The organism is Streptomyces durocortorensis (genome assembly GCF_016901035.1).
GTDB classification, from domain to species: Bacteria; Actinomycetota; Actinomycetes; order Streptomycetales; family Streptomycetaceae; genus Streptomyces; species Streptomyces durocortorensis.
The window spans coordinates 22530-36868 of the sequence record NZ_JAFEUF010000007.1 but is presented as its reverse complement, the minus strand read 5'-3'; the positions used below and the strand labels follow the sequence as shown (position 1 = coordinate 36868).

General features: G+C 67.5%; 9 protein-coding genes and 4 pseudogenes. 6 read left to right on the top strand and 7 right to left on the bottom strand.

Translation table 11 applies throughout. From position 1 onward, the window contains the following. Window positions 1-88 precede the first annotated feature (88 nt). Together JS521_RS02890 and JS521_RS02885 are read left to right on the top strand one after the other, a co-directional pair. Window positions 89-220: pseudogene (locus JS521_RS02890) on the top strand (IS5/IS1182 family transposase); the annotation flags it as partial. 8 nt (window positions 221-228) lie between these two features. Beyond that, window positions 229-698, top strand: a pseudogene (locus JS521_RS02885) (transposase); the annotation flags it as partial. Between the two features lie 143 nt (window positions 699-841). Here JS521_RS02885 and JS521_RS02880 read toward each other — a convergent pair. Further along, the gene (locus JS521_RS02880) at window positions 842-1753 is read right to left on the bottom strand and encodes a LysR substrate-binding domain-containing protein (protein WP_205081118.1); all 912 of its coding nucleotides are present in this window, start codon (window positions 1751-1753) and stop codon (window positions 842-844) included. A gap of 89 nt (window positions 1754-1842) precedes the next feature. Between JS521_RS02880 and JS521_RS02875 the strand changes: the two genes are divergently transcribed. From JS521_RS02875 to JS521_RS02865, 3 genes are all read left to right on the top strand, one after another. Then, window positions 1843-3174, top strand: coding sequence for an aspartate aminotransferase family protein (locus JS521_RS02875; RefSeq protein WP_205081117.1), 1332 nt, complete (start codon window positions 1843-1845; stop codon window positions 3172-3174). A 318-nt stretch (window positions 3175-3492) separates the two neighbouring features. Further along, the gene (locus JS521_RS02870; RefSeq protein WP_205081116.1) at window positions 3493-4746 is read left to right on the top strand and encodes an IS256 family transposase; all 1254 of its coding nucleotides are present in this window, start codon (window positions 3493-3495) and stop codon (window positions 4744-4746) included. After that, window positions 4743-5240 carry an HAD domain-containing protein gene (locus JS521_RS02865; RefSeq protein WP_205081115.1) on the top strand — a complete coding sequence of 166 codons (498 nt, stop codon included), beginning with the start codon at window positions 4743-4745 and terminating at the stop codon, window positions 5238-5240. The genes JS521_RS02870 and JS521_RS02865 overlap by 4 nt, the downstream gene beginning before the upstream one ends. Before the next feature lie 310 nt (window positions 5241-5550). Here JS521_RS02865 and JS521_RS02860 read toward each other — a convergent pair whose 3' ends face one another. Next, window positions 5551-6351 (bottom strand): SUKH-3 domain-containing protein, encoded by an 801-nt coding sequence (locus JS521_RS02860; RefSeq protein WP_205081114.1) that lies wholly within the window; start codon window positions 6349-6351, stop codon window positions 5551-5553. An 86-nt stretch (window positions 6352-6437) separates the two neighbouring features. Between JS521_RS02860 and JS521_RS02855 the strand changes: the two are divergent. Then, a pseudogene (locus JS521_RS02855) lies at window positions 6438-7644 on the top strand (IS3 family transposase); the annotation flags it as partial. Between the two features lie 27 nt (window positions 7645-7671). Here JS521_RS02855 and JS521_RS37635 read toward each other — a convergent pair. The 5 genes and pseudogenes from JS521_RS37635 to JS521_RS02835 all read right to left on the bottom strand — a co-directional run. Beyond that, window positions 7672-7833 (bottom strand): annotated as a pseudogene (locus tag JS521_RS37635) (nucleotidyltransferase family protein); the annotation flags it as partial. 100 nt (window positions 7834-7933) lie between these two features. After that, complete coding sequence (locus tag JS521_RS02850; protein ID WP_205081113.1) at window positions 7934-8152, bottom strand: hypothetical protein; 219 nt, start codon at window positions 8150-8152, stop codon at window positions 7934-7936. Between the two features lie 620 nt (window positions 8153-8772). Then, window positions 8773-9849: an oxygenase MpaB family protein gene (locus JS521_RS02845; protein WP_307847750.1), complete on the bottom strand. Its 1077-nt coding sequence runs from the start codon at window positions 9847-9849 to the stop codon at window positions 8773-8775. Window positions 9850-10970: 1121 nt separating this feature from the next. Further along, complete coding sequence (locus tag JS521_RS37335) at window positions 10971-11522, bottom strand: EF-hand domain-containing protein (RefSeq protein WP_205081112.1); 552 nt, start codon at window positions 11520-11522, stop codon at window positions 10971-10973. A gap of 139 nt (window positions 11523-11661) precedes the next feature. Further along, window positions 11662-13974 carry a molybdopterin-dependent oxidoreductase gene (locus JS521_RS02835; protein WP_239486711.1) on the bottom strand — a complete coding sequence of 771 codons (2313 nt, stop codon included), beginning with the start codon at window positions 13972-13974 and terminating at the stop codon, window positions 11662-11664. Window positions 13975-14339 lie beyond the last annotated feature (365 nt).

Genomic DNA, 14339 nt, shown 5'->3' with positions numbered 1-14339 from the left:
GGCCTCGTTGGTCATCCATCCTGCCGCACTCGACCTGCCGCACGCACTCGTGGAGTGGGTCACCATGCTGATCATCACCCGTGAGGGCGCAGCGCGAGCACCCGTCGAACGCGGCGTCGCAAGGCTGAAGTCCTGGCGGATCTTCCGCAGGTCCCGATGCAGCCCCGACCGCATGACGTCAATCGCCAAGGCAGTCCTCACACTGGAGCGGCAACGCTGAAGAAGCTCAATGTCCCCGCCACCGGGCAAGGCATCGACGCGGGCAAGAAGATCGTCGGCCGCAAGCGGAGCATTGTCATCGACACCGTCGGACTCCTCCTCGGCGTACTGGTCACCGCGGCCAGCGTCCAGGACTCGACCGCCGGCCGGACTCTCATCGAACAGATCGCCGCAGAGCATCCCACCATCCGCAAACCTGGGTCGACGGCGGCTACCGCCAGCACCTCGTCGAGCACGCCGCCACCCTCGGCATCGACATGCACATCGTCCGCCGCGACCCCACCACCAGGGGCTTCACCGTTCTGCCCCGCCGCTGGACCGTCGAGCGGACCCTGGGATGGCTCATGAACCACCGATGCCTGGCCCGCGACTACGAAGCCCACCCACACCGGTCCGAAGCCATGATCCACGTTGCAATGATCAACCTCATGACCCGCAGACTCACCGCAGAATCCACCCCCACATGGCGCGGAGCGTGAACCACCCGCAACCACGCAATCTGGGATGAAACAACGGGACGAAATACCCTCTAAGAGGAGGTTTTGATATTTCTCCTCACGCTGGGCGGCCTTGGCCGCCGCTTTGAGCCCGGATCCGCTTCTGCATTCCTGGCCCGGTGAGCTCAGCTCACCGTGGCCGACAGCGTTCGGGGCGCCGGGCGCAGTTCGTCCAGCACGGCACGTACCGCCGTGCGGGGCGGTGTGCTGCGCCGGAGTGCCGCCGTGATGGTCCGGGAGACGGGGGTGGTGAGCTCTCTTGTGGCTACCTTGTAGCGGGTCGTGTGCGCGGCTAGCGCGGGCAGCAGCGCGACTGCGAGACCTGCCTCGACGTGTTGCAGGCTCAGCGTGTAGTTGCTGAACCGGCCCACGATCCGGGGTTCGAAGCGTGCCTGGCGGCAGAGCCGGAGCGCCAGGTTGGCCATGTAGGACTGCGGGATGTCGAAGGCCCACGGTTCGTCGGCGAGGGTCGCGAGTTCCACTGGTCCGGGCCCGGCCGCAGGATGGTCGGGCGGCAGCACCAGCAGGACCGGGTCCTCGTCCAGGGGGACGAGGTCCAGGTCGGGGCCGAGCGGCTGTTCACCGAAGTCAGTGGTGGTGATGACGAGGTCGGCTTCACCGGCGCGCAGAGCCGGGACGCTCTGGTGCGGCTCCAGTTCCAGGAGCTGGACCTGGAGTTGGGGGTGGCGGGAGGCGAGCCGCCGCGCGGCGGGGAGCGCCATGGTGTGCACCGCGCTCTGGAAGGCGCCCAGGCGTACCACGCCGGAAGGCTCCACCCCGAAGCCGAGCAGCTCCGCCTCCACGCTGTCCATGTGGTCCAGGATCGCCCTCGCCCGCTGTGCCAGGATCACTCCGGCCGAGGTCAGCCGTACCCGGCGGCCGGTGCGTTCGAGCAGTTGGGTGCGGGTCTCGGTCTCCAGCACGGAGAGTTGCTGGGACACGCTGGAAGGGCTCAGGCTGGCCGCCTGGGCCACCGCCCGGATGGTGCCGAGTGTGTCCAGCTGGGTGAGCAACCTCAGTCTCCATGGGTTCAGCACGTCACCACCCTATTGTGCGGCTGCGCCGAACAGTACGGCCGGAAAAGTGTGATGGACGCGGCGCTCGCGATCGTCCTACCGTCGCTTGCATGGCTACCACGACAACTGCCACCGGCTCCGACGCTCGCACGTTCTGGGCGCACGCCGACCGACACCTGGTCCGATACGGGGGAGGCTTCACCCGCGAGATCATCGAGCGGGCTTCGGGGAGCTTCGTGTACAGCGCGGAGGGCCGGAAGATCCTTGACTTCACCTCGGGGCAAATGAGCGCGATTCTCGGGCACTCCCACCCGGCGATCGTGGAGACGGTGCAGCGGCAAGTGGCCACCCTCGATCACCTCTACAGCGGAATGCTGAGCCGCCCGGTCGTAAACCTGGCGCGGCGGCTGGCCGCAACCCTGCCCGCCCCACTGGAGAAGGCGCTGTTGCTGACTACGGGCGCGGAGTCGAACGAGGCGGCGATCCGGATGGCCAAGCTGGTCACTGGCAAGCACGAGATTGTTTCCTTCGCCCGGTCCTGGCACGGCATGACCCAGGCCGCCGCGTCCGCCACCTACAGTGCGGGCCGCAAGGGCTACGGGCCGTCGGCGCCCGGCAACTTCGCAATCCCGGTGCCCAACGCCTTCCGTCCCGACTTCACCACCTCCGACGGCGGCCTTGACTGGCGTCGTCAGCTGGACTTCGCCTTTGATCTCATCGACGCCCAGTCGGCCGGCAGTCTGGCCGCGTGTCTCGTGGAGCCCATCCTCAGCTCCGGCGGCGTCATTGACCTTCCGCCCGGCTATCTCGCGGCGCTGAAGGAGAAGTGTCATGAGCGTGGGATGCTGCTGATCCTCGACGAGGCACAGACGGGCTTGTGCCGCACTGGGACCTGGTACGCCTTCGAGCGGGACGGTGTCGTCCCCGACATCCTGACGGTCTCCAAGACCCTGGGCGCGGGTCTGCCCCTGGCTGCGGTGATCACCAGCGCCGAGATCGAGCAGGAGGCGTACGACCGCGGTTTCCTGTTCTTCACCACGCATGTGTCCGACCCACTGCCGGCCGCTGTAGGACTGACCGTTCTCGACGTGCTCGCCGCGGAACGCCTCGACGAGCGCGCCCGGGACCTCGGGTGTTTCCTGCGCAGGGGGCTGGAAGAGTTGGCGTCTTGCCATCAGGTCGTCGGCGACATCCGCGGGCGCGGTCTGCTCATGGGCCTGGAGCTGGTCACCGACCGCGAGACAAACCAGAACCCGGACGAGCTGGGGGCCCGGGTGACCCGACGCTGTCTCGAACTCGGTCTGCACATGAACATCGTGCAGCTGCCCGGCATGGGCGGGGTCTTCCGCATCGCGCCACCGCTGACCGCCACAGAGGAGGAGCTCTCCCTCGGCCTGTCCATCCTGGACACCGCGATCGGCGAAGTGAGCCCGGCGGGCTGAGGCTAGTCCTGGCGGATCGTCACCGGACGCGACACCCCGGCCGCCACGGGTCAGCGGGCGGAGTGCCGTGGATGACGCGCCGCCGCGCGACGATGACCAGCACGTCGACACCCGAGTCCGTGACTGCGCGGGGAGCGGGCCCGGCTACCGCCCCGTGGCCCACCAGCTCGGCCGGCTCGAAGCCGAGCAATGCTCAAGACCTGTGGATCGGGCTCGGGAGGGGTGCCTCGCGGAACGCGGAGGGCGTACCTTCCCGAGTGATCGATTTCTGGTCATCGAGTAGGCCCGCGTTGCAGCGCGGGTCGGGAAGGCACGCCCGTGCTGAGCGTAGTCAACGAGAACGGCACCACCCAGAGCGGCTCCCTGATGGACGACATCGTCCGCGAGGGTGCCCGTCGGATGCTCGCCGCCGCCCTGGAAGCCGAGGTCAACCAGTACATAGCTGAGTTGGCGGGCGAGCGGGACGAGGCCGGTCGCCGTCTGGTGGTCCGCAACGGCCACCACCGCGAGCGGACGGTGGCCACCGCCGCCGGGCCGATTGCGGTGAAGGCGCCGCGGGTGAACGACAAGCGGGTCGATGGCGAGAGGGGCGAGCGCAAGCGGTTCTCGTCGAAGATCCTTACCCCCTGGTGCCGGAAGTCCCCGAAGATCAGCGAGGTCCTGCCCCTGCTCTACTTGCACGGTCTGTCCTCCGGCGACTTCGTGCCCGCGATGGAGCAGTTCCTCGGCTCGGCCGCTGGGCTCTCGCCGGCCACGGTGACCCGGCTGACCAAGCAGTGGAGCGACGATCACGCCGCCTTCCAGGACCGGGACCTGTCCGGATCCGACTACGTGTACGTGTGGGCCGACGGCGTCCACCCCAAGGTCCGCCACGGGCAGGCCCGCTCCTGCGTCCTGGTCCTCATGGGCGTGCGCACCGACGGCAGTAAGGAGCTGGTCGCGCTCGCCGAGGGCCTGCGCGAGTCGACCGAGTCCTGGGCCGACCTCCTGCGGGACTGCCGTCGGCGCGGCATGCGCGATCCCGAGCTCGTCGTCGGCGACGGAGCCATGGGTCTGTGGCGGGCCCTGGCCGAGCTGTTTCCGCAGGCCAGACATCAAAGGTGCTGGGTTCACAAAACCCGGAACGTGGTCAATGCCCTGCCGAAATCGGCCCAGCCCGGCGCGAAGAAAGCGCTGCAGGAGATCTACAACGCCGAGGACCGCGATCACGCCGAGAAGGCGGTGAAAGACTTCGAACGCGCCTACGGCGCCAAGTGGCCCAAGGCCGTCAAAAAGATCACCGACGATGCCGACGAACTCGTGGCGTTCTACGACTTGCCGGCCGAGCACTGGGTCCACCTGCGCACGACAAATCCGATCGAGTCGACCTTCAGCACGGTGAAGTTGCGGACCAAGGTCACACGCGGTGCCGGCAGCCCGGCCGCGGCCCTGGCGATGGTGTTCAAGCTCGCCGAGTCCGCCCAGGCCCGCTGGCGCGCGATCACTGCACCCCACCTTGTCGCCCTCGTCAGCAACGGCGCCCGCTTCGAACGCGGCGTGCTGGTCGAGCGTAAGCAGGAGGCTGCGGCATGAGTGAGCGCACGGAACGCCCGCTGCTGTTCCTGGACGTCGACGGACCTCTCCTGCCGTTCGGTAACGGCCCGCAGCGCGAGCCGTCAGGCACCGCGACAGATTCGCACCTGATGCGGCTCGACCCACGTGTCGGGCCTTGCCTCGCGGCACTGCCGTGCGAGCTGGTCTGGGCCACCACCTGGGAGGAGACGGCGAACACCGACATAGCACCGCGGCTCGGCCTGCCGCCCCTGCCGGTCGTGCACTGGCCGGAACCCTCCGACGCGCATGAACGCGAGGACCAGTGGTTCGGGCTCCACTGGAAGACCCGAACCCTGGCGGCATGGGCGGGCGGACGCCCGTTCGTCTGGGTCGATGACGAGATCACCGACGCCGATCGGGACTGGGTGTCCACCAACCACCCCACCCCGGCTCTCCTCCACCGCATCGCGTCGTCCCGCGGCCTCACCAACGAAGACTTCGCAGTCCTCGATCAATGGCTGCGGGCCACTTGAGGCTCCCCGGTGATCCACAGGAATTGACAATTGCTCCTTCGAACGTCCATTCCTCGGACGCCTTCGAGGAGCTGAAGAAGAAGCACAAGGAGCTGCAGGCCCACTGCAGGATCTTGGAAGCGCGTCTTCAGCTCTACGCGACCACCTTGAACCTGCTGTCTCTGGAGAACGCTGCCCTCTCAGACCGAGACGCTGACGCGGCCAAGGTCCGAGCCATGCCGCGGCAGCCGCAGCACATGCCCTGACAAGCACCGGAAGACCCTGGTTCAGGGCAACACTGCTGTCGCGCGACATGCGACGATGACTTACCTCAACCGATGCGCCGTGGAGATACGCCCAGGACGAGCTTCTCCAGCGCTTCCCGGACCGGGCCGAACGTCGCTACCCAGGTCTCGATCAGGTAGATCTCGCTGGTCTCGTCGATGCCGAGGAAAAACCGGCCCTCGTCGAGCTCACCGATGGGGAAGATGTCCCGCCCAACCGTCGAGCTCCAATCTGCGAATCGATCCTCCTCGCCCACCGCGAGTTCGGGATCAAAGGTGAAGGGCGTCCTGGCGCAGGTGATGCCTGGCCCGCTGATCTGTACGTCCAAGCCTCCGAACTCAGTCAAGAATCGTTCGGCGGCCTCATGCATCCGGACCAGCCCAGTTGCCTCCAGCATCTCGCGCCACTGCTGAATCGGGACGCGTCGCCCCGGCTTCCATCCGGCCGCACGCAGCGTTTCCTCGACCTCGCCGGCATCCCGCCGAGTCGCCACATCCGCTTCAACCCACGCCTGGTCCACGGGCACGTTCTCAGGCCAGCCTGGCCGCCACTGGGCCAGCCACTCGTCGAAGTCCTCGCGCAAGAACTGGCGCTCTACGGGCTTGAGTCGCACCTGCGGCCGCGCATCGGCCCACCAGACCTCGAACTCCGCCACCGTCCCTACCGCCGGCCAGCGCCTCGCGGCGGACGGAAGCAGCACCACGTCGACGAACCCTCCAACCGGAAGGCCGATGTCAACGAAGATCCCCGTCGTGCCCGGATTCGGGACCGCGGCCACCGTCCCTGAAACCCTCTGCCCCAACCGCAGGCCTCTCCGGGCCTGGATCCACTCCTCAACGCTGACCATGAAACACATCCTCGCAGCGGAAGACATCACCGCAACTGAACCGCTCCGGGTCTGATGGAGGCTCGATTCCCTGAGAGGATCGAGTCATGGCACGTCCGTCCCCTTACCCTCCCGAGCTTCGCGAGCGCGCGGTGCGCATGGTTGCGGAGATCCGCCCGAACTACGCCACCGAGTGGGCCGCGATGAAGGCGGTCGCGGCCAAGCTGGGGATCGGTGCCGCCGAGACGGTGAGGACCTGGGTCCGCAAGACCGAGGTCGACGCAGGCCAGCGGCCCGGAGTCACGTCGGCAGGGGCCGCGGAGATCAAGCGGCTGCGGGCCGAGAACGCCGAACTGCGACGGGCGAACGAGATCCTGAAGGCGGCCTCGGCTTTCTTCGCGGCCGAGCTCGACCGGCCGTCGAAGCGCTCGTAGCGTTCATCGACGCACACCGCCAGGTGTTCGGGGTCGAGCCGATCTGCCGAGTCCTGACCAGCCACGGACTGAAGATCGCGACGAGCACCTACTACGCCGCCAGGAAACGCACCCCCAGCGACCGGTCGGTCCGTGACAGGGAGCTGAAGACGCAGATCAGCCGCGTCCACGCCGACAATTTCGGCGTCTACGGGGTCCGGAAGGTCCGGCGTCAGCTGCACCGCGAGGGCATACCGGTGGCCCGCTGCACCGTCGCCCGGCTGATGCGCGACCTCGGCCTCGAAGGCGCCCGGCGCGGGAAGAAGATCCGCACCACCGTCCGGGACGATGGCCATGAGCGGTCCGCTGAACTGCTGCAACGCGACTTCACCGCGTCCAGGCCGAACGAGCGGTGGGTGGCTGACTTCACCTATGTCGCCACCTGGTCGGGTATCGTCTACGTCGCGTTCGTCGTGGACGGGTTCTCCCGGGCGATCGTGGGCTGGTCCGCCGCCATCAGCAAACGGGCCAAGCTCGTCCTCGACGCACTCGACATGGCCTTGTGGCGTCGCGATCGCGCCGGAACTCCCGCTGGCCCGGGGCTGGTTCACCATTCGGACGCGGGCAGTCAGTACACGTCTTTCGCGTTCACCGCGCACCTGATCGAGGCCGGCATCGACGCCTCGATCGGCACCGTCGGCGACGCCTTGGACAACACGCTCATGGAATCCCAGATCGGCCTCTACAAGAAGGAGTTGATCAAGCCGCGCAGGCCCTGGCATGGCCTGGCCGACGTTGAACTCGCAACCGCGGAATGGGTCGACTGGTTCAACAACCAGCGCCTCACACAGCGACCGGCGACATCCCGCCCCACGAGCACGAGACCAACCACTACGCTCAACACCAGCCCCAACCGGCGGCTGGAGTCAACTACGTTCCACACGGTCTGGAACAGGCACCCTGCCGTCACATACCACCCAGGCAGATCCAACGTCGCAGTCCGAGCCAGCACCTCCGTCAGCACATCGTTGCGCGACAGCACCGCGCGCAGTGACTCAAGTTGCTCGTCGAGAGGAAGTCGGCTGATCACCAACCCTGCCTACCACGGCTAGCCCGCCAGCGGGCTCGATCCGCCTCAGAGGACCCTCGCCCCAGAGGCATTCCGGCTGTTGCAAATCCCGACGTCACCACTACTCGACGCCATGGTGACCGCCATCGATGACGACGACGCGCTCCGTGCCACCTGGTACCCCTTCCAGGACCTGGGCTAGCTCGCCGCCGCAATCGAGGCCGCCGGACGCACCCTGTACACCGCGCAGAGGCCCCTGCTGCAGCGCGCCCTCGACCACCTTGACCAGGCCGCGGTCACCGCGCCCGTCAGCTCGATCGCCGAGCTGGTCGCGCGGCACGCCACGCACCTCGCCCACCTCACCGAGGAGCCGCTCGCCGAGACCGGGTCCGACCTCATCGACCAGGTGCGGGAGGGGAGCACCGCCTCGCCCGGGCCGGTATCCAGGGCGGCGACGCGCTGGGCGTTGCCGCCGGACTGCTGGACCAGGCGCTCGACACGGAACTGGACGGAGGTACCCAGCTGGACCAGAAGGTGTTCGTCGTCGACGCCGCGACCCTGCTGCGCGGCCTCGCGGACATGACCGCCGAATACCGCCGCACGGCTGCCTGACCCCGGTCCCTGAGCGCGGCCCCGCCCCGCTGCCGGGGCCGCCCGCCGCAACCGGCAGGACCCGATGAACCGCCTGACCTTCGAAACCGGCACTATGTGCACACTGATCGGGCCGCCGGGCTCCGGCAAGTCCACCTTCGCCGCCCAATGGCCCGAGAGCTGGCGGGTCTCCCTGGACTCCTACCGCAAGCTCGCCGCCGACACCTTCTCTGTCAAGTTCAGCATGTTGAGCCGAACTGGGGCAGAGGGGTCTGTTGCCTCCGCCCTGAGCCTACGCGAAAAGCCGCAGCCGCCAAGCGCGCGATGCTCCAGTGCGCTTGGCGGCTCCATTGGCCGTATGACCGGTCGTCAGCGGTTGTCGTCGAGTTCTTGGTGCATCTGGGGCTGATCGTCCCGGTCGTGGGTGAGTGCGTACTGCTCGATCTCGTTGAACGCCTTCGAGGCGACTCCCAGGAGGTCCTTGTAGGGATTGACGCCGACGGTCCGCTGGGCGGCTCCGCCGAAGAGGCCGCCGGCCGTTCCGCTGACGAGGCCGTGGCCCGCGGCGAGCGGCTTGCCCGCGAGGTCGAGGGGGCTCTTGGGCAAGCCGGCCATGTCGGCGTACTTGTCGGTGAGCGCAACGCGGGTCAGCGCGATGTAGGCGTCACTGGCTCCGGGCTTCAGGAGGTCGCGGTAGAACTTGATGGCCTGGGCGGTCATGAAGACACCGTCGTCGGTCTTCTTCCACTCCGTCTCCCGCTCCTGGTTCCACAGCCGCTCGGCCTCGCCGGCGTCCTTGGGAAGCTGCCACTTCTCCGGCGTGCCGAGGTAGTGGTTGACGTAGTGCCAGGCGCACATGAAGCCGCGGGCGTCGTCGGCGGAGACATCGATGCCGAGGTTCCTCATGCCCTGCAGGATTTGGGTGCTGAAGACGCAGGCGGCGCCGGTGGTGTATTTCTGGGAGACCGGCTCGCCCCACTTGTCGTAGTCCCACTGGCCGCTCTGCTTGTGCAGTTGCCTGACCGAGGCGTGCACGAGGCGCACCTTCGTCACGGTGGCGGCCAGGGTTCCGTCGCGCATGGCGTTCTTGTTGCCCATGTCGATGAACAGGCGGGAGGACTGCGACAGCCTTCGGCCCGGTCCCTCGACACCTCCGAGGCGGCCGGTGGAGCGCAGGGTGAATGCCCCGGTGGGTGCGAGGTAGGTGCCGATGAGGCCTGCGGTGCCCTGCAGCATCGAGGCGGTTCCGTGGTGGTGGCCGAAGAAGCCCTCGGCGGCCTTGACGTCTGCCTCGCTCCAGTCCGGCGGTGGGGTGGATGCCTCCCGCAGGAACTGGGCCAGTCGATCGGGAAGCCGCGACAAATCCGTGTCGGGCTTGAGCGTTCCGATCGTCCGGAAGAGGGCGTTGATCCCGTCGATTTCCCTGTTCTCGAGGAGGTCGGCCACCAGCGCATCAGCCGCAGGATCTCCGACCTTGCTCGCAGCCTCCAACTCAGCTGCAACCGTTGCGGATGTCAACGCCATATCGATACTCCTCCGATATTCATCCAATTGACCATGCAATGGGTGACCTGCGCACAGACGTACTCCCGCCCAGGGGGCGCCCCTTGATGCTGCGCGAGAAGACCCTGGATTGCCGCTCTCGCAGAGGGAGGCCCATCGTGTGGGCTGCTCGATGGGCATGAATGAGAAGGACTCGTGCGGCAAGATCACTTCACTTCGATCTTGCCGCAATCGTCGCCTCGAATTGGTCACCCAATAGGAGTAAGGGGGCGTGCGCCCCGCGTGAATCAGGGAGTGCGCGGAGACTGTCGCGGTCGGTGGCGTGCGTCATGCTCGCGCCCTTCGTCACCGTGATCGGCTACGAGACGATCGGACACCGCCACCAACAGCAGATGCTCGACGAGCTCGGTAGGCAGTAGACGCCGGCGGGAACCCCGATTGGTTCAGGTGACCGGTGGTACGGGCCGCCGTCGCAGCTCGGTCCTCCCCGGGCCCGCTCGCTGAGCCGGACGCCGGAACCCGACAGGCCCTCCTCAAAGCCCACCTCCACGAGCGCATCTGAGCCGTGTCCTTGCCGCGCCCGTTCGCGTTGAGGGCGTGACGCATGCACAGGGCTGGACCCCCACGTTGGGTCCTGTGCGGTCCGCGGCTCCGATTCCTGCGCGGCGTCGGAGACGCGCTATTTCCCCCGAGGCGAAGGTCCCTGGCCTCCCGAGCGGTCGGGGCCCTTCGTACTCATGGCGCTGTGGGGTGTCGGCCGGGAGTGGTGGGGGCTGCCGAATCGGGGCCCAACCACGGTGACGATCCGCCAGCCGGGAAGCGCGGCAACAATGCCGCGGCGGAGTCTCGGGGTGGGTCAGCGGCTGGGCCAGAGGTAGCGGCGGGCAAGGATCGTCCACCCCTCATCCGCCGGCCCGTCACCAGGTGCCCGGCCGTCCCTCCTGCTCGGCGCGAGCTCGCTGAAGTTCGGCTCCAGTGGAGCTGTCCTGGCCAGAGGTACTCACGCTGCACGCCCACACCAGTATTGCTGTGGGCGTGCAGGTCCCAGGCCGTACTCATAGCCGTCAGGCGGCGACTTTCCCGAACAGGTGGTTGGCAGGGGCGTTCGGGTTGTTGCCGTAGAAGAACTCGGTGAGCGCCTGGTGGAATTCCGCCCGGTCCAGTGCGCCGGAGCCGTCTCGGTCCAAGGCGGCGAAGACCGCGGCGCAGTCCTCGCCGGGCACGCCGGCGACCGCGTCGAACATCTGCTGGAACTCCGCCTGGTCGATCTTGCCGTCTCCGTTGAGGTCGACGAGGTCGAAGAAGCAGTTGGTGACCGGCTCGATCTGTTCCGGGTAGAGGGCGGGTTCGGTCAGGACCCGCTTGAACCCTTCGGTCATTTCCCGCAGATCGACCTTCCCGTCACCATCCTGGTCCATGGGGGCGATCACGTTCGTCCAGAACCCGTCCATCCCCTGGGTGAGCAGGTGGGCGGCCGGAGAGTCCGGTGTGGTGCGGCGGGCGGCGACGTAGCGTTCGCTCATCATGCGGACGTCCTGCTGCGTGATGAATCCGTCGCCGTCGACGTCGGCGCCCCTGAACCATTGGCCGTACTTGAGGTCTTGAAGTGCAGTCACGAACGCGCACAGTATTCATGCCGTCACGCAAGCGCAAACGGCAAGCCGGGAGCCTCTCGACGGGACACGGGCAGCCTGTGCTGCACACGCCACGGTGCAGGGGCGAAACCATCCCGAAGAGAGGTCGAAAGGGTTCGTGTCAGTGTTCGAGATCGGGGGGTGTGAAGGCGAGCACCTCGGGAGGGGGATCGCCGTACAGCTCGACATCGACCAGCGCGCTGAGGGCACTCGGCCCTTGGGACAGTCGCGAGCACGGTCGATCCGCCGTGAGGACGTTCGGATTGCCGTGGCGGTCCAAGGTTCCGCTCAGGCCAGGCTGGACCGGATCCCACCACGCTCCGGTGGACAGTTGTACGACGCCTGGCATGACGTCGTCCGATATCACCGCGCCCGCGAGACAGCTCCCCCGGTCGTTGTAGACCCGTACGATCATGCCGTTTTCGATTCCGCGCGACGCGGCGTCCGCCGCATTGAGCGTCACGGGCTCACGCCCTCGAATTTTTGAGCTGAGGCTGTGTCCGCCGTTGTCGTACTGACTGTGCAGGCGTGAAGCGGGCTGATTCGAGATCAAGTGCAGCGGGAATCGGTCCGCCAGATCAGCGTGAAGCCACTCCGTCGGTTCGAACCACGTCGGATGCCCGGCGCAGTCGTCGTAGCCAAACGAGTCGATCTCCTCGGAGAAGATCTCGATCCGGCCCGACGGCGTCGGCAAAGGGGAACGCTGTGGATCTGAGCGGAGCGCCTCGAAGCTCCCGGGAAATGGTCCGGCCAGCGCCGGCAGCTCAGCAGTGGAGCTGCGCCAGAAGTCCTCGAAGCTCGGCAAGGCGGCCTCGTCGCCGAGCCCTGCCTTCGTCTGCTCGTAAAGGTGCCGGACCCATTCGATCTCGGAACGCGACTGCGTGAACTCCTTCTCGTATCCGAGCCGGGCGGCCAAGGCGGCGAAGATGTGGTGGTCGGTGCGCGACTCGCCTTCCGGTTCGCGGACCTTCGGCATCGAGACGAGGTGGGGGTCGGAGAATCCGGCGGCGAAGTCGTCGCGTTCCAGGCCGGTGGCAACAGGTAGGACGATGTCCGCGAACTTGGCCGTGGTGTTCCACCAGGCTTCGTGAACCACCACCGTGTCGGGCCTCTGCCAGGCACGGGTCAACCGGTGCAGGTCCTGGTGGTGGTGGAACGGGTTTCCTCCGCACCAATACACGAGGCGCAGTTCAGGCAAGGTGAGCCGCTGTCCGTCGTAGTCGATGGTCTTCCCCGGATCCAGCAGGGTGTCGGCGATCCTCGCGACCGGGATGAAGTCCGGAACGGGGTTGGGCACTGCCGGTATCGTCGCCACCGAGGGGCGGCCCGGGGCCACGCCGGTCGCGTCCATCGTCGCGTAACCCGCGCCCCAGCCGCCGCCAGGCCGGCCCATCGAGCCCGCCATGGCGGCGAGCACGACGGACATCCAGATCGGCTGTTCGCCGTGGTCTGCCCGCTGCACCGCGTAGTTGACCATGATGAGCGAGCGCTGGGTGGTCAGGCGCCGAGCGAGGTCGATGATCGCGTCACGGCTGATGCCCGTGATCTCCGCGGCCCAGGAAGCGTCCTTGGGGGTGCCGTCGAGCTCGCCGAGCAGGTAGGAGGCGAAGCGGTCGAACCCGGTGCAGCACCGGCGAAGGAAGTCCTCGTCGTGCCACCCGTTGACCAGCATCGTGTGGGCGATGCCGAGCATCGCGGCGGTATCGGTGCTGGGGACGACGGGCAGCCACTCGGCATCGAGGAACCCGGCGACGTCGCTGCGGATGGGACTGACGTTCACGAACCGCACCCCGGCCTCACGGCACCGGCGCTGCAGGTCCTGCGTCTGGTGCCTGGCCAGCCCACCGGGGTTGATCTGGCTGTTCTTCAGGGCCAGCCCGCCGAACGCCACCACCAGCTCACAGTTCTCGGCGATCTCGTCCCACATCGGCATGCGGGACTGGTAGCTCCACGGATGCCCGCCGATCACATGCGGGAGGATGACCTCCAAAGCCGCAGTGCTGTACGTGTTGCGCGAGTCGGTGTATCCACCGCCCAACGCCAGGAACCGGTGGAGTTGCCCCTGCGCGTTGTGGAAGGCGCCCGCGCTGGCCCAGCCGTAGGACCCGCCGAACACCGCGCTGTCCCCGTGCTGCGAACGCACCCGAGACAGTTCATCACTGACCAAGGTGAGAGCGTCGTCCCAGCTCACCTCCACGAAGCTGTCCGCGCCTCTGGCCGTGTCGTGGGCGCGCGGCAGGCCGTTCAGCCAGCCCTTGCGCACCGCGGGGCGCAACACGCGAGCGTTGTCATCGGCGGCTGTCACCATTCCGGGGCCTATGGGCGACGGCGCCGGGTCATCGCCCCTCGGCTCGATGCGCACCAGCCGACCGGAGTCGACCACCGCGACAAAACTGCCCCAGTGGGTCGCAACCGACATGCGTCGTTCCACCATGCATCGACTCCGTCCCTGAAGTTCCCTGCATTCGGGCAGCGTTGCCTACGACGCAGGGGCCCCACTGCAGTGGAGCTCCGCGGGGCAGACTTCCCTTGCGGTCTGCTGCCCAACCCCCGGCGTGCTCTTCGGCAGCACCCCCTTCAACGTGGCGTGTCAAGGAGGAACGACATGCTGCTGCATCTCGTCCGGCCCGCCGCCGTAGCCCGCCGCTCGGTCGAACAGCGCCACCGGCCCCTCGGCGCCCGGCAGTGCAGGAACTTACGGAACTTCCGCCCCACTCCGCCTTGCCGATCTCTCCGTCAAACCCTGCCGACGCAGCGGCTGCCTGTGCTGGATGCTCAAGATCATCTACGTAGCGTCGA

Coding starts and splice junctions, on each gene's coding strand:
- JS521_RS02860 (WP_205081114.1), bottom strand. CDS start 6,351: ATGGTCAGCGTTGAGGAGTGGATCCAGGCCCGGAGAGGCCTGCGGTTG.
- JS521_RS02875 (WP_205081117.1), top strand. CDS start 1,843: ATGGCTACCACGACAACTGCCACCGGCTCCGACGCTCGCACGTTCTGG.
- JS521_RS02835 (WP_239486711.1), bottom strand. CDS start 13,974: ATGGTGGAACGACGCATGTCGGTTGCGACCCACTGGGGCAGTTTTGTC.
- JS521_RS02865 (WP_205081115.1), top strand. CDS start 4,743: ATGAGTGAGCGCACGGAACGCCCGCTGCTGTTCCTGGACGTCGACGGA.